Origin of the sequence: Rhodococcus sp. BS-15 (assembly GCF_000813105.1) — a bacterium.
Lineage (GTDB): Bacteria > Actinomycetota > Actinomycetes > Mycobacteriales > Mycobacteriaceae > Rhodococcoides.
On record NZ_BAOX01000009.1, the window covers coordinates 1 to 23,776 of the forward strand.

Sequence of the window (23,776 nt, forward strand, 5' to 3'; positions counted from 1 at the left end):
GGCGGCAGCGGTCCATCGACCGAATGCCGGGCCCGCCTTTTCGGCCGGTGCCGGTTCGGTGGCCGCAGCGAGCCCCTCGCATAGGCCTGATCGGACATCGGTGCGATGCCGCTGCGAAACTCGCGCAGGCTGCCGCTTCGCTCGAAGGTGCTCATGTCGGTCTCGTGCAGGTTCATGATTTCTCCTCGAACGATCGTAAAGTTTTGCGGGCCTGGTGCAGTCGAGATCGAACGCGCGCCACGGGCACGTCGAGCGCCGACGCGACCTGCTCGTACGTCAGGTCTTCCCAGGCGACCAACAGCAGGACGTCCCGGTCGAACGAGGACAGGGCGGCCAACGCGCCTGCTAGTGCCTGGGTCCGACGATGTGCACTGTCTCGGTCGACGACAGCGGACTCGAAGCCCGTCTCCGCGACCGGATCGATGCCGTGTCGCGCCAACGCACGGTAGCCCGAGACCTCGCGGCGGCGGTGCCGTGAGAGCTGATGTCCCGCAATGCCGTACAGCCAAGGCAGCACGCCGCCCCTGGTCGGGTCGTAGCTCGCCCATCCCGAGAACGCCACGGAGAACGTGTCCGCCGTCAGGTCGTCGGCGAGGTCGACTCCCACTCGACGAGCCAGGTACCGGTGGATCGTGCGGGCATGGTCCTCGTAGACTCCTGCGAATTCACCTGCCTCGTCCGAAGGTGGCATCACCGTGTTCGGGTGCCGCCCGGGACGGATCCGGGTCGGGCCGAAACGCATCATCGTCATACCTGTTACTTGCCTCGGGGCATCGGAACAGTTGAAGTACACACCAGTGACACCGCTCACACTGCACCAGGACATCCGAAGCGGGGTCGTCGGCGGGATTCGCCTCGCGTGGCCTGTCGGTTCGGGTTGCGTCCGTTGCACACACGGAAAGGCCGCCCTCTCACACTGGGTAGCGAGGGCGGCCGTCGTCGCGCGGTGGCGTCAGCTGGCGATCATGCCGTGTGGATCGATGACGAACTTCTGTGCGACTCCACTGTCGAATTCGCGGTAGCCCCGCGGAGCGTCGTCGAGCGAGATCACAGTTGCATTGACAGCTTTCGCGATCGAGACCCGCTCCGAGAGAATCGCATTCATCAGTTCGCGGTGGTAGCTCATCACCGGGCACTGCCCGGTGGCGAAGGACAGCGATTTTGCCCAACCGGTGCCGAGGCTGAGCGACAGAGCACCACGCTGAGCAGCCTCGTCCACACCGCCGGGATCGCCGGTCACGTACAACCCCGGGATGCCGATTCCGCCGCCCGCTGTGGTGATGTCCATCAGCGAGTTCAGGACCGTGGCCGGGGCCTCCCTGGACGAATCTCCACCGTGACCGCGGGCCTCGAAGCCCACCGCATCCACCGCGGCGTCGACCTCGGGCACGCCGAGAATCTGTTCGATCTGATCTTGCGGTGCGCCCTTGCCCACGTCGACGGTCTCGCAGCCGAACGTTCGCGCCTGGGCCAGCCTCTCGGCGTTCATGTCGCCGACGATCACCACCGATGCTCCCAGCAATTGCGCACCGACTGCGGCGGCGAGGCCGACCGGTCCCGCGCCCGCGATGTACACCGTCGCACCGGGTTTCACTCCTGCGGTGACGGCCCCGTGGAATCCGGTGGGAAAGATATCCGAGAGCATGGTCAGGTCCAGTATCTTCTCCAGAGCCTGGTCGCGATCGGGGAACTTCAGCAGGTTGAAGTCTGCGTAGGGTGCCATGACGTACTCGGCCTGGCCGCCGACCCACCCGCCCATGTCGACGTAGCCGAATGCCGAGCCCGGTCGATCGGGGTTCACATTGAGACAGATTCCCGTCTTGCGCTCCTTGCAGTTTCGACACCGTCCGCAGGCGATGTTGAACGGAACCGAGCAGATGTCTCCCACCTTCAGGAACTCGACGTCGCGTCCGACCTCGACGATTTCACCGGTGATCTCGTGGCCGAGCACCAGCCCTTCAGGTGCAGTAGTTCGCCCACGGACCATGTGCTGATCACTGCCGCAGATGTTGGTCGACACGACCTTCAGGATCACTCCGTGCTCGCACTTGCGTCCGATGTTCGCCGGGTTCACTCCGGGGCCGTCGGTCAACTCCAGGCCCGGAAATGCGATGTCCTGAACCTCTACCTTGCCCGGTCCGGCGTACGTCACTGCTCTGTTGTCTGCCACGATTTCTCCTGTTCGGCGGATTCCTGGTGCGATCGACAGACCGAGATCGATTGGGCGCTCACAGTTTTCGTGCATCTTCGTCAGTGAACGCGAGACGATGTGGCCTGCATCACACCATAGTATGCGCACGTGCGAATGCGGGTCGCGCCGCCCGCCGCACGCAACGATCACAGCACCGATCCCACTGGCCGGCGCTATCGTCGAGCCGTGCCATCCGATGAGAATTCCAGCCAGACCGTCACGATCGGCTCCGCGCCCGGCGTCGAGGTGGACGTGCTCACCTACGGTGCCACCCTGCAGCGCATGTCGGTCACCTGCGGCGACGGACAGCGACGCGACGTTCTCGTGGGCCTAGCCGGGGAGAGCGAATTACGCTCGTCCACAGCCTATTTCGGCTCCACGGTGGGTCGGTACGCCAACCGCATCGCGGATGGACGGCTCGACATCGACGGACGGCCGGTACAGCTGACGATCAACGACGGCGTCAATCACCTTCACGGCGGCGCCGACGGCTTCGACTCGCGACACTGGACCGTCGTCGAGCGATCGGTGGACTCGGTCGAACTCGAACTGATCAGCCCGGACGGGGATCAGGGCTACCCGGGCGAGGTTCGTGCGCGGGCACGGTTCTCGGTCACGGACGACACCGTGCGCTTGGAGTTGACCGCCACCACGACCGCGACGACCGTGGTGAACCTGACCTCGCATGCATACTTCGACCTCGACGGTCACGGCATCGACGACCACGTGCTCCAGGTCTTCGCGTCGTCGTTCACTCCCGTGAATCCGGACGGCATTCCCACCGGGAGCATCGACGACGTCGCAGGCAGTGCGCTCGATCTCCGAGAGCCGGGTCGCGTCGGCGATCTCGCCCGCGCCGGCCACCCGCAATTGTCGGCGGCCAGGGGAATCGACCACAACTTCGTCGTCGACGGCGACGGGTTGCGGTGCGCGGCAAGGCTCTCCTCGGCGCGCAGCCGTACCGCACTCGAGGTGTGGACCGATCAGCCCGGGCTGCAGGTGTACACCGGCAACTTCCTGGACGGTAGCGATGTCTCGCGCCGCGGAACCATGCTGCGCCAGGGAGACGGCATAGCGCTCGAACCTCAGCTGTTTCCCGACGGGCCGAATCATCCGAACTTCCCGTCGGCCGAACTGAACACCGGCGAGACGTACCGGTCCCTCATCGAGTGGAAGTTCTCTGTCGACCACCGTGGGTGAGCGTTAACAATTCTTCGATCGATCTTGGCCGAACTATTGACGACTGCCGATGTTAACGCTCACACTATGTTGCACACGTCACAGCGGAGTGGCGACATCGAGGAGATCACCATGGCGTCCAAAACATTTTTTGCGGCAAGCGCGCTCGTCCTGAGCGGCGCGATCGTCCTGAGCGCGTGCAGCAGCGGAGGCGACGACGCGTCCGGCGGCGGCAGCGAAGGCGGTACCGTCCTGGGCTTTTCCCAGGTCGGTGCCGAAAGCGGCTGGCGGACCGCGAACACGACATCGATTCAAGAGGCAGCCACCGAAGCCGGCGTCGATCTGAAGTTCTCCGACGCACAGCAGAAACAGGAGAACCAGATCAAGGCGATTCGCACCTACATCCAGCAGAAGGTCGACGTCATCGCCTTCAGCCCGGTTGTCGAGACCGGGTGGGAACCTGTTCTGCAGGAAGCGAAGCGAGCCGACATCCCCGTGATTCTCACCGACCGTGCGGTCGACACCACCGACGATTCGCTCTACGCGACATTCCTCGGGTCGGACTTCGTCGAAGAAGGCGTAAAGGCCGGTGACTGGTTGGTGCAGAACAGCGCGATCGCCGATACCACCGGAGACGGCAAGATCAACGTGGTCGAACTCGAAGGCACCACCGGTGCCGCTCCGGCCATCGACCGCGCCGAGGGATTCCGCCAGGCTATCGGCAGCGAGCCGAACATCGCCATCACAGCGTCGCAGACCGGCGACTTCACGCGCGACGGCGGCAAGCAGGTCATGGAGTCGTTCCTGAACTCCAACCGCGGCCAGATCGACGTCGTCTTCGCTCAGAACGACGACATGGGCATCGGCGCAATCCAAGCCATCGAGGCCGCCGGACTGGTGCCGGGCAAGGACATCAAGATCATCACGGTCGACGCTGTCAAGGACGGAATGCAGGCCCTCGCCGACGGCAAGATCGACTTCATCGTCGAGTGCAATCCCCTTCTCGGACCTCAGCTGATGGAGCTGACCGACAAAGTCGTCAAGGGTGAGGACGTACCCAAGCGGGTCGTCACCGAGGAGACCACTTTCACGTCCGATCAGGCGGCCGCCGTACTCGCCGACCGCCAGTACTGAGGTACGTCTTCATGACCACCGATACCGTTCCCGCTGCGGAGCCGGTTCCCATCGTGGAGATGAAGAACATCTCGATCACCTTCGGTGCCGTTCGAGCCCTCGACGGGGTCTCGCTCCGACTCTTTCCCGGCGAAGTGCACTCACTGATGGGTGAGAACGGTGCCGGTAAGTCGACGTTGATCAAAGCTCTGACCGGCGTCTATTCGATCGACAACGGAACCGTCACCATCGACGGGACCGAGCACGAGTTCGCCACTCCGAGCGCGGCCCAGGCTGCAGGTATCAGCACCGTCTACCAGGAAGTGAATCTGCTTCCCAATCTGACGGTTGCCGAGAACATGCTCCTGGGCCGCGAACCCCGTCGGCTCCCCGGAAAAGTGTTGGGAGCCATCGGCGGAATCGACAGACGCGCGATGAACCGTCGTGCACGCACCACTCTGGACCGGCTCGGTCTCGACATCGAACCGTCGTCGATCGTCGGTGATCACCCGATCGCCGTGCAGCAACTCGTCGCGATCGCCCGCGCGGTCGACGTCGATGCTCGGGTTCTGATCCTCGACGAACCGACGTCGAGTCTGGACAAGGACGAGGTCGAGACTCTGTATTCGGTGATCGAGCGTCTTCGGGGCAACGGGACGTCGATCGTGTTCGTCTCGCACTTCCTCGACCAGATCTATCGCATCTCCGATCGGATGACGATCCTGCGAAACGGCAAGTTCGTCTCCGAGCGACTGGTTGCCGACACCCCGCAGTTCGAGTTGGTCGAGCTGATGATCGGACGCGAACTCGACACTCTGCGCGAACTCGACAGCCGCGAACCGGTAGTGGTGGCGCCAGGAGACGCTCCCGTCGTGGAGGTACTCGGCATCGGCCGCAAGGGCGCTCTCGAGGCAACGGATCTTCGCCTTCACGCAGGCCAAGTCGTCGGCGTCGCAGGCCTGCTCGGCTCAGGTCGCACCGAATTGGCCCGACTGCTCGCCGGGGCCGACAGGGCGGATTCCGGATCCATCGAGGTGCACTCCACCAAACATCGCATTCGCAGTCCTCGGCAGGCCGCGGACCGACGCATCGCGCTCACCAGCGAGGATCGCAAGGCAGACGGCGTCGTCGGCGACCTGTCGGTGGCAGACAACATGATGCTCGCACTGCAGGCGAAGCGGGGATGGCTACGACCCATTCCCCGAGCGACGAGACACAAGCTCGTGCAGGACTACATCACTGCACTCGACATCCGGCCCGCAGATCCGAATGCCTCGATGCGCAACCTGTCCGGTGGCAACCAACAGAAGGTTCTGCTCGCCCGCTGGCTCATCACCGAACCGGAACTGCTGATCCTCGACGAACCCACGCGTGGCATCGACATCGGCGCGAAAGCTCAGATTCAAACTCTGGTCGCCGATCTCGCGGCCCGGGGAATGTCGGTGGTATTCATCTCCGCCGAACTCGAAGAGATTCTGCGCCTGAGCGACCGCATCGTGATCATGCGCGATCGCCGCAAGATCGACGAACGCATCAACGACGGAGTGTCGGTGGGCGACGTGCTGGCCACCATCGCAGCGGGCGTTCGTACCGACGAACCCACCGCGGTCACCGCCTCGAACATCGACAGGACTGTCGCACCATGACTCGAACTCTCGAACCGAAGACCGCCGCGCCTGCGCGCGTCCGCTCCGCTTTCACCCAGCCCGTGGTCTGGCCGCTGCTGGCATTGATCGCACTGATCGTCGTCAATGTCGTTGTCACACCGGACTTCCTCGATATTCGCATCGAGAATGGCGGACTGTTCGGTAACGTCGTCGACATCGCGCGCAACTCCGCGCCCCTCATCCTCGTCGCCGTCGGCATGACGCTGGTGGTGGCCACTCGCGGTATCGACCTCTCCGTCGGCGCGGTCGCAGTGATCGCCGCCGCGGTCGCCTGCACCCGAATCGCCGCCGCACCGGACGAGGGTGCCACGACGACCATGATCATGGCCGTCGTCTGGGCGCTGGGCGCGTGCTTGCTGCTCGGTCTGTGGAACGGACTTCTCGTGTCCGTCTTCGGTATTCAGCCCATCATCGCGACGTTGATTCTGATGGTCGCCGGCCGTGGGCTCGCCATGTTGATCACCGACGGAAACATCACGACCGTCAACAACGCTGCGTTCAGCGAACTCGCGTCCGGCACCTTTCTCGGTCTGCCGCTCGCCCTCATCATCGCGCTCGTGGTGGTTGCGGGTACCGCGGTGCTGACGCGTCGCACCGCTCTGGGAATGCTCGTCGAGGCAGTCGGAATCAATCCGGAGGCAAGCAGATTGGCCGGTGTGCGCTCGCGCACGATCGTCTGGACCGTCTACGTGTTCGCCGCGGTGTGCTCGGGAACGGCCGGCCTGATCATTGCCGCCAACACCAACTCGGTGAACGCCAACAGCCTCGGCCAATGGATCGAGCTGGACGCCATTCTGGCCGTCGTCATCGGCGGCACCGCGCTCACCGGTGGCCGATTCTCCATCGCGGGCACCGTGGTCGGCGCACTGCTGATCGGCACTCTCACTCGCACCATCACCAACGTCGGCATTCCGTCCGAGGCCAACTACCTGTTCAAGGCAGTCGTCATCATCGTGGTCTGCCTCCTGCAATCACCGCGAATCCGCGCCACGCTGCGGTCCTTCGTGCGACCCGACTCGACCAAGGCGGTACGAGCGTGAGTGATCTGCTGACTGCTCCCCCCCACCACCTCCACCAGTGCACCGGTCCCGTCGCCGTCGACGTGGGACCGCATCCGGCGCTACTCTCCGCCGACCCGATTCCTGCCGGTCATCGCAACATTCGCGCTGTTCATCGGCCTCTTCGGACTCGGCGAATTCCGCTACAGCGGATTCGCCGACCCACAGGTGTTCCTGTCGTTGCTGATCGACAACTCCTTCCTGATCGTTCTCGCGGTCGGAATGACGTTCGTGATCCTCACCGGGGGTATCGATCTGTCCGTCGGATCCGTAGTGGCACTGTCGACCATGATCGCTGCACGCACACTGCAATTGGGCTGGTCGCCGTTCGTCGTCATGGCGGTGGTGCTGCTGTGCGGAACGGTGCTCGGCACGATCATGGGAGCGTTGATTCACTACCTGCAGATTCAGCCGTTCGTCGCCACACTCGCCGGCATGTTCCTCGCCCGCGGCCTGTGCTACATGATCGGCGTCGAGTCCATTCCGATCACCGACGACACCTTCTCGTCCATCGCCTTCGCCGTGATCGAACTCCCCGGGGGTTACACGATCACGTGGAGCGTGGTGATCGCACTCGTCGTAGTGGCGGTCGCCATGTACGTCCTGGCCTGCACCCGCTTCGGTCGCTCGGTGTACGGCATCGGCGGCAACGAAGCGTCCGCACTGCTGATGGGGCTCAAAGTTGCCGCGGTGAAGGTGGGCGTCTACGCGATCAGTGGATTCTGCGCTGCACTCGCCGGACTCCTTTTCTCCTTCTACGCCCTGTCCGGCTACAGCCTCAACGCCGTCGGTATGGAACTCGACGCGATCGCGGCGGTGGTGATCGGCGGAACGTTGCTCACCGGTGGACGCGGATACGTGCTGGGTTCGCTTGTAGGCGTGCTCATTCTCGGTGCGATCCAGACATTCATCGCGTTCGACGGAACGCTGAGTTCCTGGTGGACGCGAATCACTATCGGAGTCCTACTGCTTCTGTTCGTCGTGGCCCAGCGACTGATGACGGCGAGACGTAGATGACTACGACCCATACCGCAACACACCAGGGAGTTCCCATGAACGCTGACCGATACACGGTGGGGGTCGACTACGGCACACTGTCCGGACGCGCCGTCGTCGTTCGAGTGTCCGACGGTGCCGAAATCGCCTCGGCAGTGCACGATTACCGACACGCGGTGCTCGAGGAGACGCTGCCCGACGGCACGGTGCGATTGCCCGACGCGTGGGCCCTGCAGGTGCCCGACGACTATCGCGACGTCCTGCGTCGTGCGGTTCCGGCTGCGCTGGCCGCCGCAGGCATCGCACCCGAGCAAGTGGTCGGCATCGGAACCGACTTCACTGCGTGCACCATGGTGCCCACCTACGCCGACGGCACTCCGCTGTGCGAGGATCCACGCTTCGCCGATCGTCCGCACTCGTACGTCAAACTGTGGAAACACCATGCAGCACAGGGGCAGGCCGACCGCATCAACGATCTCGCTGCGCGTCGCGGCGAGAGTTGGCTCCCTCGCTACGGCGGACTGATCTCCTCGGAATGGGAGTTCGCCAAGGCGCTGCAGATTCACGAGGAAGATTCCGAGATCTACGACGCGATGGACCGATGGGTCGAAGCGGCCGATTGGATCGTCTGGCAGCTCTGCGGACACTACGTACGCAACGCGTGCACAGCCGGATACAAGGGCATCTATCAGGACGGGCACTACCCGTCCGTCGACTTCCTCACCGGACTGGCACCGGGCTTCGGTTCCTTCGTCGCCGACAAGCTCGATCAGCCGTTGGGCGAGTTGGGTTCTCGAGCAGGTACGTTGACCGCCGAGGCCGCGCAATGGACCGGGCTGCCCGAGGGTATCGCCGTTGCTGTCGGCAACGTCGATGCGCACGTGACGGCACCCGCGGCCGGAGCGGTGGAACCGGGCCGGATGGTCGCCATCATGGGAACATCGACCTGCCACGTGATGAGTTCGACCGTGCTGAAGGAAGTTCCCGGCATGTGCGGGGTGGTGGACGGCGGAATCGTCGCCGGATCGTTCGGCTACGAGGCAGGACAGAGCGGCGTCGGCGACATCTTCGGATGGTTCACGCGCACTTCGGTTCCCGCGTCGTACAGCGAGGCGGCGGCCGCGGCAGGTGAGTCGGTCCACGAACACCTGACGCGGCTCGCGCAGACGCAGGACGTGGGTGAGCACGGGCTCGTCGCGCTCGACTGGCACAGCGGGAACCGGTCGGTTCTGGTGGATCACGAGCTCTCCGGGCTGGTCGTCGGGACCACGCTGGCCACGCGTCCCGAGGACACCTACCGTGCGCTGCTCGAAGCTACGGCGTTCGGAACCCGCGTCATCGTGGAGACGTTCCGCGACAGCGGCGTTCCGGTCGAGGAGTTCGTGGTGGCGGGTGGGCTGGCCCGTAACCCCCTGCTCATGCAGATCTACGCCGACGTGTTACGAATGCCGTTGTCGGTCATCGACTCTGCCCAGGGACCGGCCCTGGGATCCGCCATTCATGCCGCAGTGGCGGCCGGGTGCTACTCCGATGTGCCCGTTGCATCGAAGTCGATGGGCAAGGTTCGTCGCGCCGCATTCGTGCCCGACGAATCGCGATCTCAGGCGTACGACGCTCTCTTCGAGATCTATCTGGAATTGCACGACCGGTTCGGCCGGGACGTGCCGATCATGCGCCGTCTGCGAGCACTCCGACGCGACGCACTGACCCGAAAGGTGGATGCATGATGACCGTTGTCGACGACGTGCGTGAGGTCATCGAGGAGGTCCGCCGCGACGTATGCACCCTGCACGCCGAGCTGGTGCGGTACGGACTGGTCGTGTGGACGGCAGGCAACGTCTCGGCGCGGGTCCCCGGCCGGGACCTGATGGTCATCAAGCCCAGTGGCGTCTCCTACGACGACCTGACGCCCGGCAACATGGTGGTGTGCGATCTGTACGGCAGGGTGGTCGAGGGCGACCATGCACCGTCCTCGGACACCGAGGCGCAGGCCTATGTCTACCGACACCTGGAACACATCGGCGGTGTGGTGCACACACATTCGCCCTATGCGGTGGCGTGGGCGGCCCGAGGGGAACCGATTCCGGTGGTCACCACGATGTGCGCGGACGAGTTCGGCGGCGACATTCCGGTCGGGCCCTTCGCCACGATCGGCGACGACTCGATCGGCCGCGGCATCGTCGACACCCTGGCAGACAGTCGATCTCCGGCAGTCCTGATGCAGAACCACGGCGTGTTCGCAGTGGGGCCGACGGCCAGGGCTGCCGTCAAAGCAGCTGTCATGTGTGAGGACGTCGCGAGGTCGGTACACCTGTCCTATCAACTGGGACAACCACTTCCCATTCCGAGCTCGAAGGTCGACGCACTCTACGACCGCTACCAGAACGTCTACGGCCAGCGCTGACCGGCGCGCCGAATCTTCTCTCCACGGAGGTACCCCCATGTCCGAAGTATGGTTTCTCACCGGCAGTCAAAGCCTCTACGGCCCCGAGACACTCGATCAGGTAGCCGTCCAGTCCCGCGAGATCGCGGACAAACTCGATGCGGCACTACCCGTCTCGGTGGTCTGGAAGCCGGTGCTGCTCGACGCGTCGTCCATCCTGCGCTGCATGCGCGAGGCGAACGCCGCCGACGAATGTGTGGGCGTGGTGACCTGGATGCACACCTTCTCCCCCGCCAAGATGTGGATCGCCGGGCTCGACGCGTTGGACGTGCCGCTGCTGCACCTGCACACGCAGGCCGGAATGTCGTTGCCGTGGTCGACGATCGACATGGAGTTCATGAATCTCAACCAGGCCGCCCACGGCGACCGCGAGTTCGGACACGTCGAATCTCGGGTGGGTGTTCTGCGCACGATCGTGGCAGGCCACGTCGACAATCCCGCGGTGATCGAGCGGGCGGAACAGTGGGTGCGAGCAGCTCTCGGCCGCGCGGAGCTGAGGTCACTGTGCCTGGCACGTTTCGGCGACAACATGCGCGACGTCGCAGTGACGGAGGGCGACAAGGTCGAAGCGCAGTTGCGATTCGGAGTCTCCGTCAACACCTACGGCGTCAACGATCTGGTCGAGGTCGTGGACGGCGTGAGCGATTCGTCCGTGTCCGACCTCATCGACGAATACCGGTCGCTGTACGACATCGCGCCGAGCCTCGACAAAGACGGCGACCGCCACGAATCACTGCGGTACGGCGCCCGCGTAGAGGCCGGCCTACGGCAGTTCCTCACCGAGGGTGGCTTCAAGGCCTTCACCACCAACTTCGAGGATCTCGGTGGCTCCGCCAGTTGCCGGGCCTAGCGGTGCAGCGCCTCATGGCCGACGGCTACGGGTTCGGCGGTGAGGGCGACTGGAAGACCTCGATGTTGTTGCGCGCCATGAAGGTGATGGCCGAGGGTCTCGACGGTGGAACGTCGTTCATGGAGGACTACACCTACAACCTCGTCCCGGGGGCGGAGAAGATCCTCGGCGCGCACATGCTCGAAGTATGTCCCTCGATCACCGACTCGCGGCCCACCCTGGAGATCCATCCACTGTCCATCGGTGGCCGCGAAGACCCAGTGCGCCTGCGCTTCACGGCGGACCCCGGCCATGGCGTAGTCGTCGGACTCTCGGACGTCGGTGAACGATTCCGATTGACTGCCAACGTGATCGACGTCGTGGAGCCCGACGAGGCTCTGCCGAAGCTGCCGGTCGCCTGCGCGGTATGGGAACCGCAGCCCTCACTCGCGGTGTCGGCGGAATCCTGGCTGACGGCCGGTGCGCCCCACCACACGGTTCTGAGTACCGCGATCGGCTTGCCTGTGCTGGAGGCATTCTCGGACATGATCGGTGTCGAGCTGCTCACCATCGATTCCGACACCACGACACGAGGATTCCAACAGACACTGCGATGGAACGCGGCCTACCACCGACTCGCAGCGAGGTTGTGAGGTCGTCGATCATCCGTGGCGTCGTCGATATTCCTGCTCGGCTCCGGGGTGAAGGGGAATGTTGCCGGTCATGACGAGCGACCGCGCGTCGAGAAATTGGCTGCCGATCGCCTGACCGGGAACGAGGCCGGACGACTGATCGAGAAGCACACTCACCAGTGCGGCGACAACACGGTCCGGCACCTCCGGATGTGCCAGCAGAAGATTCGGAATCCCGACGGTGGTGACCTCCGGGTGTTCGCCGTACACGTTCGCCGGAACCCGCACGGCCTCGTACGCGGTACCGAATTCGCGTCTCAGATCAGCGACGACGGCGCCCAGATCGAGTAGACGGATCGCGGCTCGCGGCTGGGCAAATGCCGGAGTCGGCAACCCGCCCGCCCACATCACGGCGTCGACTTCGTTGGCCGTCAAAGCATCTGCCGCCGAGCTCATCGACAGCTGAACCTGTTCGACAGCACCTGCTTCCGCCATACCCGCTGCGCGAAGGACTCGCTGAGATACTTCGGTGGCACCGGATCCCGGGGCACCGACACTCACGTTTCGCCATCGCAGATCGTCCATGGTTTCTATAGCTGAGTCTGCCCGCACAGCCACTTGGAAGTAGTTCTCGTAGACGCACCCGACAGCTGCCAGCTCTCCGCTCGGATGACTGTAGGCGGCGTCCATGAGTGTCAAGGCCAGCTCGGCCCGCCGAGATCCCAACGCCTCGAGGTTGTCGACGGATCCGGCCGTCGTGAGCGGAACTATCTCGGCGGCATCGGTTTCGGCGGCAGCGTCGGACAACAGTCCGGCGAACTCCCAGAAGAAGCCGCCGACCTCGCCCGCCGCGAGCCGCAGCTGCATCGGCGGGTCCGAGGTGCAGGCGCCCACGACGGCAGCGCTCAGTGCCAACAGACCTGCCTGCAGCGCCGTTCTACGTGAGAACGACGCTGCGGGCTCGGGCATGTCAGTCACTGTAAGGCGTGACAGGTCACTGGAACGCTCGACCCTGCTCTCGGTCGAGCACGGTCTCGGACTTGTTGCGCAGTACGAAGATGTACACCAGCAGCGAGATAGCGATCACGACCGTCACGTAGAGGATGAACCAACCACGTGCCCGCCGTTCTTCGCGGCTTGATAGATCAGTGGTGCTGTGCCACCGAAGGCCGAGTTGGCGAGTGCGTATCCCAGGCCGACGCCGAGTGCCCGGACGTGCGAGGGGAACAGCTCCGCTTTGACGATCGCATTGATGGAGGTGTAGCCGGTGAGGATGACGTAACCGACGCACACCAGTGCGAGCGACTGCACCACCGAAGTCGCCGTCGGCAGGTACGTGATGAGCACGTAGGTGTACAGCACGCCGCCGATGCCGAAGAAGACGAGCAGCGGCTTGCGACCCACCTTGTCGCTGATCATTCCGCCGATGGGCTGCAGCAGCATGAGGAAGACCAGTCCGGCGAGGTTGATCCAGGTACCGGTCATCCCCCGGTCCTCGTACGCGGTCTTGACCATCGAGGGTGCGTTGACGCTGTAGGTGTAGAACGCGATGGTGCCACCGGCGGTCACCATGAAGCAGATCAGCAACGCGCGCCAGTGGTTGGCGACCAACTCCTTCAAAGAACCGGAGGCTTTGTCCGCACCGCTGCGAACGGCGGCGAGTTGATCCTTCGTCAAGGATTCGTCCATGCTGCGGCGCAGCCAGAAGACCACCACTGCCGCCACTCCGCCGATGAAAAAGGCTATGCGCCAACCGAAGTCCTCGATCTGTTCGCGCTCGAGGAACACCTGCATCAGCAACAGAGTCACCTGTGCCAGCACATGTCCACCGACGAGGGTGACGTATTGGAACGAGGAGAAGAATCCCCGACGCTCGCGCGTGGCGGCCTCGGACATGTACGTCGCCGACGCACCGTACTCACCGCCGGTGGCGAAGCCCTGAACCAGGCGGCACAGGATCAGGATTACGGCGGCCCATACGCCGATGCTCTCCCGGCCCGGAGTGAGCGCGATGACCAGCGAGCACGCAGCCATCATCGAGACGCTGAACGTCAGCGCAGCCCTGCGCCCGTTGCGATCGGCATACCGGCCGAAGAACCACGATCCCACCGGTCGCATCAAGAAGGTGACGGCAAAGATCCCGTACACGTAGATCGTGGAATTCTTGTCGGCGGAGTCGAAGAACTGATTCTCGAAATACGTTGCGAAGACGGTGTAGACGTACACGTCGTACCACTCGACCAGATTTCCGGACGACCCCCGCAGCGTGTTGAAGACAGCACGGCGGGTGGCAGCGCGAGAGGAAACGGGTGGACTCGGGAGCGTCGTACCGGCGATCGAGGTGGCCTCGTTGGCCATGGTTTGGTCCTTCCACAGTCGGGCATTTGGGCTGCCGGTCGACGATCGGCAACCGAAGCCTCCCTACTGTGACGGCAAGCACAGGCCGGAACCAAGCCGTTTCGGATTTCCTAACACTCCCTTAGGAAACGACTTTCGGAAGGCGCAGTTCGATCCGCAGTCCCACTGGTCGACGCTCCATGACCCGAAGGGATCCGCCGGCTCGCTCGGTCAGAGCGTGGACGATCGACAGACCCAGACCGGTGCCGTCGCCGTGCGAACCGGAGGCTCGGTAGAACCGATCGACGACCTTGCCGAGTTCGTCTGCGGGCACGCCAGGTCCGTTGTCGGACAACCACATCGTGACGTCCGCGTCACTGCTTCGGTAGTCGATCTCGATGCCGGAGCCGGAGCCGGCGTACTTGGTTGCGTTGCTCAGCAGAGCGTCGAGAATTCGAGTCAGGTCGTCCTCGGACATCGCAACGCGACACTCCGCATCGGCATCCGGCTCCGAGACGTGAACGGTCATTCCCGCCACGAATATCGTGCTCGACCAGAATTCGACTCGATCTGCGACAACCGCACCGAGATCGCAGCCGGGAGACCGGGTGCTCGCCGGGGTCTCGGCAGCTGCGAGAACGAGCAGATCTTCCACCACGGAGCTCAAGCGATCCACCTCGAGTGTGGTCCGCAGGTGTGCATCGGTTGCCGAATCCGGCACCCGCATTCCCAGAACGTCCATCCGAATTCGCAACGCTGCCAGTGGGTTCCGGAGAGCATGGGCGGTGTCGGCCACCAATCGACGTTGCGCAGCGGTGGCGGCCTCGACGTCGTCGGCCATGGCCTCGAAGGCACTGGACAGCTCACGCACCTCCGGTGGCCCGACGTACGGCACCGGCTCGAGACGATGCGATCCCTCGACCGACACCTGATCGTGGAACTTGTCGCCGAACGAATGGACTCGCGAGGACAATGCGCTCAGCGGACGAACGACCCAGCGCGACAACGCAACAGCGATCACCGCGACCGTCGCGAGGATCAGCATGGCACCGACAGCGATGACCACCCAGGCAATTGCGACGTCCCGACGCGCAGAATCGGTGGACGCCTCGAGAACCACTGCGCCGTCCACTTGCGTTCCCCCACCGACCGGGGCGGCAATCAACACCGAGGAATCCGACCACGGCGTCAGACTCGACGGTAGGTCGCCGCGCTGATTGCGCAACGCTCCTGCCACCGCCTGCTGGATGTCGGAACGCTGCACGTCCAGGCCGGACGCGCCCGCACCCCTCCGGTGCGATCGACGACGGCAACTCCCTCGTCGTACAGACTGTTGTAGCGTTGCAACGATTCTCGGATACGGGCTACACCGGATTCGTCTTCTCGCGAGCTGAGTTCTGCAAAGAACGATGCTGCGGCGGCCCGATTCTCGCCGAATCGTTGAGCCCGTTCGCGGCCGACCAACAGCGCGAGGGGAACCGACAGAGCAAGCACGACGACGGTGGAGTAGATCATCAACACCAACAGGACTCGCCGCCGCACGTCAGGTATCCCAGCGGTAGCCGAAGCCGCGGATGGTGACGATCGCACCCGGGCGAGCAAGCTTGGAACGCAACGCCGTCATGTGTACGTCGAGCGTTCGTGAGATCGCGACATAGGCGTCGCCCCAGATTGCGTCCATCAACTGTTCCCGGCTCACTGCTTCGCCGCGTCGCGTCACGAGATGGGCCAACAGGTCGAACTCCTTGGTGGTCAGCGCAACTGAGCGTCCGCCGACTTCGACGGCACGGCCGGAGAGATCGACGACGACGTCACCGAGTGTCAGCCTGTCCGCCGTGGGTTCGGTCGCCGCGCTTCGACGATGCGCGGCCACCTCGAGTCTCGCGTGCAATTCACCCAAACGAGCCGGCTTGACGACGTAGTCGTCGGCGCCGCCGCGCAGTGCCCGGACCACCGAGCGCTCGTCGTCCCGTGCCGTCAGCACCACCACCGGAACCGAACTCAGGGTCCTGAGCTTTCGGAGAACTTCGAGGCCATCCATGTCTGGTAGTCCGAGATCGAGCAGCACGACGTCCATCTCGTGGTAGCCGAGCAGGGCATCGGCACCGCGGCGCATGCGGACAGGCGTGTGCCCCACCTCGGTCAACGCGTCCACCAACGCATCCCCGAGTCCGTCGTCGTCCTCCACCACAGCTATTCGCATCGAACTCAAGATAGGCCACTGGACGCGCGCGGACGTGACTGTTCACGATCGGGTGTCGTGCGCGGGATGCCGCCGGTGGGCGACGGTAGTGAACGCCCAGGTGCGGAATGGATCGACGAAAAGGATCAGCGTCGATCGACACCCGCGGGCCGAGTGATCAGGCGGGCGCGCTCGCGAAGGCCGGGTGCCAGTGCGATATCGATGACTTGCTCGAGCGTCAGTACGCCGTTGGCGCTCACATCGATTCGGGTGCCGTCGGTGGCCTGCGCAACGACGCGACTCGCGTCTTTGCTGTCCTGAATGTCGAGCACTGTTCCGTCGGCCTGCGTCGAGCGCTCGTCGACGACGCCCGCGAAGCACGGACCGACCGGCTCGGAGGACAGCCAGACAGTGACTGTCAGCGTGCCGGTCCGATCGCCGACGGTGACGGTTCCGAACGCGTCGGCGTATCCGTCCAGTGACTGCCGTACTGCGAGTGCGTCGAAGCCGAAGGCCGGTGCGAACGGATCGGGTTCGACCACTGCCCCGGTGGGTAGTGCCACGATCAGGGCATCGGTCATCGCTTGTGCTTTGGCCTCGAACCTCCACGGCACCTCGGAAACGTCGGCGTCGCCCTCGCTGACGAATGCATAGTTCACTCGCACCAAATCCTCTGGCGGAATGACCTCCGCGCAGCCTGGAATCGCGATCGGTTCAGGCTGCGGTTCGTGCAGCAGGCCGGCCACAACCGTGCCGACAGCAACAATCCCGACGATCACCGCAACCGTCGACCATACCGAGCCTCGTGCGCCTGTCGATTTCATGCGGTCCTCGTCCTTCAGGGAATGAAGTCTTCGCGGGGTGTAATTCTGAGCTCAGCGGGGCACACCCATGAGGTCCAGCTGTTGGCGACCTTATCGCCTCGACCCTGTGGAGATTCAATGACGATGCCGACCGATGCAAGCGATGCAGTTCCGTCCCACGGCAGCAACGACGGCCCCCGCGAGCACACCGCCGAAACCGACGCGATCGAGGGCGCGCACGTGGACGACGAGAACGTGCCACACCCGCCGGAAAACGGGACCGAACTGAGCTGAACCGCGCGCCGAGAAACGCTGTATGACGGCGGAGCCACCGGAATCAGCCCGAGTTGCATTCGTGGACAATGAATTTCGCGGCAAATTCGCGCGCATTCGTCAGACGCGCGCGAGTTCGTCGACGATTTTGCGAGCACTCGGCGAACGCGCGCGCGTTTGCGGAGAACAGGGAGAGCCTCGGCTATCCGAACGGTCGTCCAGCGGCGACCTGAAGGAACTCGGAAATCTATGTTCGTCGCAACGGAATGATGCTGCGAACTCGCTCGTCCCGTAGGTACAGCGCTCCCCACGCTGCGATACCCACATAGATCGCAAAGAACACCGTACTCAGCAGCGGCTTCTCGACGCGCCAATTGGTCAGCACCGCACCGCCGAGGTAGCCGGTGAGCACGATGGCACCCAGGATCGACCTCGCGGGAACTGCGTAGAGAACCAGGATGACCAGCATGACGATGCCGGTGATCGGCGCCATCTCGTCGCGCAGGCCTAGGTCGACCGATGCATCCTTCACCACCTGCAAATTCAGAATGTGGCTGATCGCGTCGAACAGGAGGAAGACGATCACGAGGATCTGTAGAACGAGGCCGATCCGCGGGGCGATCTTCCCCGACGCCGGGGTGTGGGTGGTGGTCATGGCTGTCTCCTCGGTAGCGGTCGATGTCACTTCTTGGACCCGGGCCAACCGCAGAAGTCACCGGCACTCGCCAGTCAGTAAGGTCGAAGGATGACTGTGCGAGCAGGTGTGGTGGTCACGGGAACCGAGGTTCTGGCCGGTCGCGTCACCGACCGGAACGGCCCGTGGGTTGCTCAGCGACTTCTCGAGATGGGGGTCGACGTTGCCCACATCACCGTCTGCGGTGATCGGCCGGACGATCTGACTGCGCAGGTTCGGTTTCTGGCCGACCAACGCGTCGACCTGATCGTCACCACCGGCGGTTTGGGTCCGACCGCGGACGACCTCACCGTTCCGACCGTCGCCGCGCTGTACGGCCTTGAATTGACGCTGGACGCCGAGCTCGAAGAACGTATCCACGCGATCGTGCAACGGTGGCGAAGCCGAATGAGCTCGGCAGCCGACTCCGAGCCGCTACGGGCCGGCATCCGAAAGCAGGCGATGGTTCCGGCAGGCGCGCAGTCCATTTCACCGACCGGAACCGCACCCGGAGTCGCGATATCTGCTGACGATTCCCGGTCACTGCCCGCCGTCCTCATCCTGCCCGGCCCTCCTCGCGAACTGCAGGCGATGTGGCCGGAGGCCCTCGACAGCGCTCCCATCGCCGAGGTTCTCGCCCGCCGCACACAGATGCGTCAGGACACCATTCGCGGCTATCGACTGTCCGAGGCCGACCTCGCCGCAACCCTGCGCACGGCCGAAAGCGAGATCACTGGATTCGGCGATCTCGAGATCACCACCTGTCTGAGTCGCGGCGAGCTCGAGATGGTGACCCGCTACGCCGAATCAGCGCGAACGGCATACACAGATCTCGAACGTCTCATCGACAAAGAACATGGCACACAGGTCTTTTCGACCGACGGTTCCACCATCGACGACATCGTCGCGAACCGTCTGTCCGGGCATCGCATCGCCACGGCGGAATCGTGCACCGGCGGCATGATCGCCGCACGTCTCACCGATCGCGCAGGATCGTCGGCGTATGTCATCGGGGCCGTGGTTTCCTACGCCAACGAGGCGAAGACCGGCCTTCTCGACGTCCCCGCCGAGGTCATCGATCGACACGGAGCCGTGAGCGAGCCAGTGGCCGCGCTGATGGCCGAAGGCGCACTGAAGCGGCTGAACGTCGACATCGCGGTATCGACCAGTGGCGTCGCGGGCCCGGGTGGCGGCACCGAGGCCAAGCCGGTCGGCACCGTCTGTTTTGCCATCGCCTCCACCGGCCAGCCGACCGTCACTCGCACCCTTCATCTCCCCGGCGACCGGGCGAGTGTGCGCGCACTGTCCACCACCGCAGCAATGCATATGCTCGCCGACGCGTTGGGATCCCCACCTGACGACCCAGGACCGGTCGGCGGATCAGATGCCTGAGGAGGCATTCAGCGCAGAGCCGTCTAGTTAGGTTCGGCATCCCTTATATACACTCCGTCGGTGCTCAGCGAGATGACCTACCTCGACCGCCCCGGTGTGCGCTTCGCGCGCGATCTCGGCCGCTTCGGTGACGAACCTGCCCTGATCACGTCCCACGAGACACTCACCTACCGTGACCTCGACGAACGGGTCGAGCGTCGGGCATCGGAACTCGGGACGACGCGTTGCCTCGTTCTGATCGCCGGGTCAAACGACGTCGATGTGATCGTCACGTATCTGGCGGCGCTGCGGGCCGGGCATCCGGTACTGATGGCTCCGGGCGACAGTTCAGGCCACTTCGACGGCCTGATCGACGCCTACCGGCCCGATGTGGTGGTGCGCACCGTCGACGGCCGCAGTGTCGTCGAGAAGGACGATCGACGACCCAGGCATCACCTGCACCCCGACCTCGCGTTGCTTCTCAGCACGTCCGGCTCGACCGGTTCACCCAAGCTCGTCCGACTCTCGCACCGAAACGTGCAGTCCAACGCCGAGTCGATCGCGGAGTATCTCGCATCCGCGCCACCGACCGAGCAGTGACGACGCTGCCCATGCACTACTGCTACGGGTTGTCGGTCGTGCACAGCCACCTTCTGCGCGGTGCCGCGTTGATTCTGACCGATTCTTCCGTGACCGATCCTGACTTCTGGACCCTCGCGCGGACGCAGCGCGGAACCACGTTCGCGGGTGTGCCGTACACCTTCGATCTACTCGACCGGATGGGGTTCGAGGAGCTGGATCTGCCCGATCTGCGCTACATCACGCAGGCCGGCGGCAAGATGCCGCCGGACCGCGTCCGGAAGTACGCCGAGCTGGGTCGACGTCGGGGATGGGACCTGTTCGTCATGTACGGGCAGACCGAGGCAACGGCCCGAATGGCCTATCTGCCATCCGATCTGGCCGCCACTCACCCGCACACCATCGGCCGTCCGATCCCCGGGGGTTCCTTCCGCCTAGAGGTAGCCGACGACTGCCCCAGTGGGACAGGCGAACTCGTCTACTCGGGGCCGAACGTCATGCTCGGCTACGCCGAGAGTCCCGACGACCTTCGCCTCGGTGACACCCTCGACGGAGAACTGCACACCGGCGACCTAGCCCGGCTCACGGACGACGGACTCTACGAGGTGGTGGGCCGTCGAAGTCGATTCGCGAAGGTGTTCGGACTGCGTATAGACCTTCAGCGCGTCGAATCCGCGCTCGCGCAGAGCGGGCTGACGGCGTGCTGCACCGGTGGTGTCGACGAGTTGGTCGTCGTCTCGGAGGGCGGAGACATCGACGCCGCCCGCCGCACTGCCGCGCAGGCCAGTGGTCTTCCCGCGGCAGCGGTTCGGGTGTGTCTCGTTGATCAACTGCCGCGAACACCAACCGGAAAACCCGATCTGCGAGCGGTGGCGGACATCGCTGCCCGGCACGATCTCGACCCGTCGGACACCGTCCCGACGACCGCCGACGTGAAGGCGTTGTTCGCCGAGATCCTGCACTGCTCACAGGTGGAGGACGACAGTACGTTCGTTAGTTTGGGCGGCGACTCGCTGTCGTACGTCCGAATGTCCATGCGGCTGGAGGCCATGCTCGGCAATCTGCCCGGGAACTGGCACACCACACCGGTGCGAGACTTCGATCGAGGTCCGCGCTCACGCCGCGGCTGGTGCCGAACGGAGACGAACGTTCTGCTGCGCGCCCTCGCGATCGTTGCGATCGTCGGCTCGCACATTCACCTGTTCGCGGTACTCGGCGGGGCCCACGTTCTTCTCGGGATAGCCGGCTACAACTTCGCCCGCTTTCACCTCGGGGCCGCAGATCGAAACGAACGGACTCGACGTGTACTCCGAAGCGTTGCCCGGATAGCCGTCCCCAGCATGGTGTGGATCGGATTGGTCATCGCCCTCACGGGGGATTATCGAATCACCAGTGCCTTTCTGCTCAATGGGATCTTCGGCCCCGACGGGTGGTCTGCGGAATGGCGGTACTGGTTTGTCGAGGCGATCGTGTACATCGTTCTCGCCGCTGCTGCGGCACTGGCCATTCCATTCCTCGACCGTCTCGAGCGTGGCCATTCGTTCTGGTTCCCGATGGGACTCGTGGGCCTCGGACTCGTCACCCGCTACGGACTGATCGACATCGACGACAGCCCCAACCGCATCCTGACCGCGTCGGTCGTCTTCTGGTTGTTCGCATTGGGTTGGGCTGCGGCGCAGGCGAACACGATACGGCAGCGACTGTGTGTGACAGCGGCCATCGTGGCCACGGTCCCCGGGTTCTTCTTCGGCGACACGCAACGAGAAGTCATCGTCACCATCGGCCTGTGCATGTTGGTGTGGCTGTCGTCGATTCCGTTCCCCGCGTTGCTGAGCCGGGTGGCAGGAGTGTTGGCGAGCGCCTCCCTCTTCATCTATCTGACCCACTTCCAGGTCTACCTGCCGCTGCGCGACGACCATCCTTGGTTGGCATTCGCCCTGTCGATCGTCGTCGGGATTCTGTACTGGCAGGCGGTCGAATTCGCATTCTCCCTCCGCCGTCGAATCGTCGATGTCTTCGCAGACCGCCTTAGAGCACGCGCCTTCGACTTGTCAGACTCCCGACCACGAGCGCACAATTTGCCACCATGGCATTGATCTCGAAGGGCTTCGTGGGTCGACGACGCGGCGACGACGGGCGCACTCCCCCCGGTCAGTATCTGACCAAGGATTTTCCCGTCCTCGCGATCGGGCCCGCGCCCGTGGTCGCGACCGACACGTGGTCCTTTTCGATCACCACCGAACGCGGCGATACGCGCAGCTGGACCTGGGACGAATTCGCGGCACTTCCGCACGAGAGCCCGACCGTCGACATCCACTGCGTCACCAAATGGTCGAAGCTCGACACCACGTGGAAGGGCGTGAGCCTGGACGTTCTGCTGGACGGTCTCGATACCGATGCCGGGTACGTCGTCGTGCACGGCTTCGACGGCTACACCACCAACCTCCCCCTCGAGGACCTCAGGGACGGGAAGGCCTGGCTCGTCACCGAGTTCGACGGCGCTCCCCTGACACGCGAACACGGTGGTCCCGCACGGCTTCTCGTCCCGCATTTGTACTTCTGGAAATCGGCGAAGTGGATCTCACGCATCGAGCTCACTCTCGAGAACGAGCAAGGCTTCTGGGAGCGCGGTGGGTACCACGACTACGGAGATCCGTGGCGCGAGCAGCGTTATCAGGGCGACTGACGTGACATCGGCGGCCGGGGCGAAACCCTGGCTCGTTGCCACGGTGCAGACCGTGCGGCGTGAGACACCCACCGCATCCACCCTCGTTCTCGACGTCGACGGTTGGCCCGGCCACCTCGCCGGGCAGCACGTGGACGTCAAGCTCACCGCCGAGGACGGCTACAGCGCACAGCGAAGCTACTCCTTGGCGTCGGCACCCGACGACACGTCGCGCATCGAGATCACGGTGCAGAACGTCGCAGACGGCGAGGTGTCGCCGTACCTGGTCGAGGCCGTAGAGGTCGGCGATCGCATCGAAATCCGCGGGCCGGTGGGTCGATGGTTCGTCTGGCGGCCGTCCCAGCCCTCCGAGACCCCGTCTCCACCGATTCTGTTGGTGGGCGGCGGTTCCGGCATCGTCCCGCTACGCGCAATGGTTCGGGCTCAGGCGTCCGCGACGGGCGGCCGAGTGCCCTTTCGGGTGCTGTACTCCGTGCGCGAACCCGCGGAGGTCTACTTCGCGGACGAGTGGGCTCGCCCTCCGGCCGGCGTGGACGTCACCATGATCCACACGCGGCGTGCACCTGCCGGCAACGCTCGGCCCCTCGGCCGCATCACGGTCGAGGACCTGGACGCCCACGGATGGCCGGCCGAGTTCGAGCCGCGATGCTACATCTGCGGTCCCACGAGCTTCGTCGACACGGTGGCCGACATGTTGGTGGACAGGGGTCACTCGGCAGCGAACATCCGAACGGAGCGTTTCGGACCGAGCTGAGACGCAATGA

19 protein-coding genes and 3 pseudogenes are annotated in these 23,776 nt (G+C 64.4%); 13 read left to right on the forward strand and 9 right to left on the reverse strand.

Annotation, left to right across the window (positions count from 1 at the left end; all coding sequences use genetic code 11):
• Positions 1-172 precede the first annotated feature (172 nt).
• Both RHBS_RS02360 and fdhA read right to left on the reverse strand, forming a co-directional pair.
• On the reverse strand, positions 173-751 hold the full coding sequence (locus RHBS_RS02360; RefSeq protein ID WP_183130216.1) for an RNA polymerase sigma factor: 579 nt from the start codon (positions 749-751) through the stop codon (positions 173-175).
• A gap of 201 nt (positions 752-952) precedes the next feature.
• Positions 953-2,170 (reverse strand): formaldehyde dehydrogenase, glutathione-independent, encoded by a 1,218-nt coding sequence (gene fdhA, locus RHBS_RS02365; protein ID WP_121872594.1) that lies wholly within the window; start codon positions 2,168-2,170, stop codon positions 953-955.
• A 207-nt stretch (positions 2,171-2,377) separates the two neighbouring features.
• On the opposite strand from fdhA, the gene RHBS_RS02370 reads away from it, so the two are divergent.
• The 8 genes and pseudogenes from RHBS_RS02370 to araA all read left to right on the forward strand — a co-directional run bounded on the left by RHBS_RS02370 (position 2,378) and on the right by araA (position 12,129).
• Positions 2,378-3,391 (forward strand): aldose epimerase family protein, encoded by a 1,014-nt coding sequence (locus RHBS_RS02370; RefSeq protein ID WP_183130217.1) that lies wholly within the window; start codon positions 2,378-2,380, stop codon positions 3,389-3,391.
• A 111-nt stretch (positions 3,392-3,502) separates the two neighbouring features.
• Positions 3,503-4,504 (forward strand): ABC transporter substrate-binding protein, encoded by a 1,002-nt coding sequence (locus RHBS_RS02375; RefSeq protein ID WP_121872595.1) that lies wholly within the window; start codon positions 3,503-3,505, stop codon positions 4,502-4,504.
• Positions 4,505-4,515: 11 nt separating this feature from the next.
• Positions 4,516-6,129 (forward strand): sugar ABC transporter ATP-binding protein, encoded by a 1,614-nt coding sequence (locus tag RHBS_RS02380; protein ID WP_121870572.1) that lies wholly within the window; start codon positions 4,516-4,518, stop codon positions 6,127-6,129.
• Positions 6,126-7,190, forward strand: coding sequence for an ABC transporter permease (locus RHBS_RS02385; protein ID WP_128644729.1), 1,065 nt, complete (start codon positions 6,126-6,128; stop codon positions 7,188-7,190). Before RHBS_RS02380 ends, RHBS_RS02385 begins: the two co-directional genes overlap by 4 nt.
• A 102-nt stretch (positions 7,191-7,292) precedes the next feature.
• Entirely contained in the window at positions 7,293-8,225 is a 933-nt protein-coding gene (gene yjfF / locus RHBS_RS02390) for a galactofuranose ABC transporter, permease protein YjfF (RefSeq protein ID WP_272913835.1), read from the forward strand.
• A 35-nt stretch (positions 8,226-8,260) separates the two neighbouring features.
• Positions 8,261-9,931: a ribulokinase gene (gene araB, locus RHBS_RS02395; protein ID WP_121870574.1), complete on the forward strand. Its 1,671-nt coding sequence runs from the start codon at positions 8,261-8,263 to the stop codon at positions 9,929-9,931.
• Positions 9,931-10,608: an L-ribulose-5-phosphate 4-epimerase gene (locus tag RHBS_RS02400; RefSeq protein WP_121870575.1), complete on the forward strand. Its 678-nt coding sequence runs from the start codon at positions 9,931-9,933 to the stop codon at positions 10,606-10,608. The genes araB and RHBS_RS02400 overlap by 1 nt, the downstream gene beginning before the upstream one ends.
• A gap of 37 nt (positions 10,609-10,645) precedes the next feature.
• Positions 10,646-12,129 (forward strand): annotated as a pseudogene (gene araA, locus RHBS_RS02405) (L-arabinose isomerase).
• A 9-nt stretch (positions 12,130-12,138) separates the two neighbouring features.
• Here araA and RHBS_RS02410 read toward each other — a convergent pair.
• The 6 genes and pseudogenes from RHBS_RS02410 to RHBS_RS02430 all read right to left on the reverse strand — a co-directional run bounded on the left by RHBS_RS02410 (position 12,139) and on the right by RHBS_RS02430 (position 17,451).
• Positions 12,139-13,077, reverse strand: a complete 939-nt coding sequence (locus RHBS_RS02410; RefSeq protein ID WP_121872596.1) for a TAXI family TRAP transporter solute-binding subunit — start codon at positions 13,075-13,077, stop codon at positions 12,139-12,141.
• Positions 13,078-13,102: 25 nt separating this feature from the next.
• Positions 13,103-14,466: pseudogene (locus RHBS_RS02415) on the reverse strand (MFS transporter).
• A 121-nt stretch (positions 14,467-14,587) separates the two neighbouring features.
• Positions 14,588-15,709, reverse strand: a complete 1,122-nt coding sequence (locus tag RHBS_RS02420; protein WP_306303499.1) for a HAMP domain-containing sensor histidine kinase — start codon at positions 15,707-15,709, stop codon at positions 14,588-14,590.
• Positions 15,634-15,987 carry a hypothetical protein gene (locus RHBS_RS31700; RefSeq protein WP_306303500.1) on the reverse strand — a complete coding sequence of 118 codons (354 nt, stop codon included), beginning with the start codon at positions 15,985-15,987 and terminating at the stop codon, positions 15,634-15,636. The genes RHBS_RS02420 and RHBS_RS31700 overlap by 76 nt, the downstream gene beginning before the upstream one ends.
• A gap of 1 nt (position 15,988) precedes the next feature.
• Positions 15,989-16,648: a response regulator transcription factor gene (locus tag RHBS_RS02425; protein WP_121870578.1), complete on the reverse strand. Its 660-nt coding sequence runs from the start codon at positions 16,646-16,648 to the stop codon at positions 15,989-15,991.
• A 125-nt stretch (positions 16,649-16,773) separates the two neighbouring features.
• Complete coding sequence (locus RHBS_RS02430; protein WP_128644731.1) at positions 16,774-17,451, reverse strand: hypothetical protein; 678 nt, start codon at positions 17,449-17,451, stop codon at positions 16,774-16,776.
• 117 nt (positions 17,452-17,568) lie between these two features.
• Between RHBS_RS02430 and RHBS_RS28670 the strand changes: the two genes are divergently transcribed.
• A complete protein-coding gene (locus tag RHBS_RS28670; RefSeq protein WP_183130218.1) occupies positions 17,569-17,724 on the forward strand; it encodes a hypothetical protein in 156 nt (51 codons plus the stop codon).
• A gap of 226 nt (positions 17,725-17,950) precedes the next feature.
• Here RHBS_RS28670 and RHBS_RS02435 read toward each other — a convergent pair whose 3' ends face one another.
• Positions 17,951-18,358: a DoxX family protein gene (locus RHBS_RS02435; RefSeq protein ID WP_121870580.1), complete on the reverse strand. Its 408-nt coding sequence runs from the start codon at positions 18,356-18,358 to the stop codon at positions 17,951-17,953.
• A gap of 90 nt (positions 18,359-18,448) precedes the next feature.
• Here RHBS_RS02435 and RHBS_RS02440 point away from each other — a divergent pair, with 90 nt between their 5' ends.
• The 4 genes and pseudogenes from RHBS_RS02440 (at position 18,449) to RHBS_RS02455 (ending at position 23,766) form a co-directional block, all read left to right on the forward strand.
• Positions 18,449-19,768, forward strand: coding sequence for a competence/damage-inducible protein A (locus tag RHBS_RS02440; RefSeq protein ID WP_121870581.1), 1,320 nt, complete (start codon positions 18,449-18,451; stop codon positions 19,766-19,768).
• Between the two features lie 72 nt (positions 19,769-19,840).
• A pseudogene (locus tag RHBS_RS02445) lies at positions 19,841-22,422 on the forward strand (AMP-binding protein).
• Positions 22,413-23,012 (forward strand): sulfite oxidase-like oxidoreductase, encoded by a 600-nt coding sequence (locus tag RHBS_RS02450; protein ID WP_121870582.1) that lies wholly within the window; start codon positions 22,413-22,415, stop codon positions 23,010-23,012. Before RHBS_RS02445 ends, RHBS_RS02450 begins: the two are co-directional and overlap by 10 nt.
• 1 nt (position 23,013) lies before the next feature.
• Positions 23,014-23,766: a ferredoxin reductase gene (locus RHBS_RS02455; RefSeq protein WP_121870583.1), complete on the forward strand. Its 753-nt coding sequence runs from the start codon at positions 23,014-23,016 to the stop codon at positions 23,764-23,766.
• The last annotated feature ends 10 nt before the right edge of the window (positions 23,767-23,776 follow it).

Coding starts and splice junctions, on each gene's coding strand:
- RHBS_RS02360 (WP_183130216.1), bottom strand. CDS start 751: ATGACGATGATGCGTTTCGGCCCGACCCGGATCCGTCCCGGGCGGCAC.
- RHBS_RS02375 (WP_121872595.1), top strand. CDS start 3,503: ATGGCGTCCAAAACATTTTTTGCGGCAAGCGCGCTCGTCCTGAGCGGC.
- RHBS_RS02380 (WP_121870572.1), top strand. CDS start 4,516: ATGACCACCGATACCGTTCCCGCTGCGGAGCCGGTTCCCATCGTGGAG.
- RHBS_RS02385 (WP_128644729.1), top strand. CDS start 6,126: ATGACTCGAACTCTCGAACCGAAGACCGCCGCGCCTGCGCGCGTCCGC.
- araB (WP_121870574.1), top strand. CDS start 8,261: ATGAACGCTGACCGATACACGGTGGGGGTCGACTACGGCACACTGTCC.
- RHBS_RS02400 (WP_121870575.1), top strand. CDS start 9,931: ATGACCGTTGTCGACGACGTGCGTGAGGTCATCGAGGAGGTCCGCCGC.
- RHBS_RS02410 (WP_121872596.1), bottom strand. CDS start 13,077: ATGCCCGAGCCCGCAGCGTCGTTCTCACGTAGAACGGCGCTGCAGGCA.
- RHBS_RS02425 (WP_121870578.1), bottom strand. CDS start 16,648: ATGCGAATAGCTGTGGTGGAGGACGACGACGGACTCGGGGATGCGTTG.
- RHBS_RS02430 (WP_128644731.1), bottom strand. CDS start 17,451: ATGAAATCGACAGGCGCACGAGGCTCGGTATGGTCGACGGTTGCGGTG.
- RHBS_RS28670 (WP_183130218.1), top strand. CDS start 17,569: ATGACGATGCCGACCGATGCAAGCGATGCAGTTCCGTCCCACGGCAGC.
- RHBS_RS02435 (WP_121870580.1), bottom strand. CDS start 18,358: ATGACCACCACCCACACCCCGGCGTCGGGGAAGATCGCCCCGCGGATC.
- RHBS_RS02440 (WP_121870581.1), top strand. CDS start 18,449: ATGACTGTGCGAGCAGGTGTGGTGGTCACGGGAACCGAGGTTCTGGCC.
- RHBS_RS02450 (WP_121870582.1), top strand. CDS start 22,413: ATGGCATTGATCTCGAAGGGCTTCGTGGGTCGACGACGCGGCGACGAC.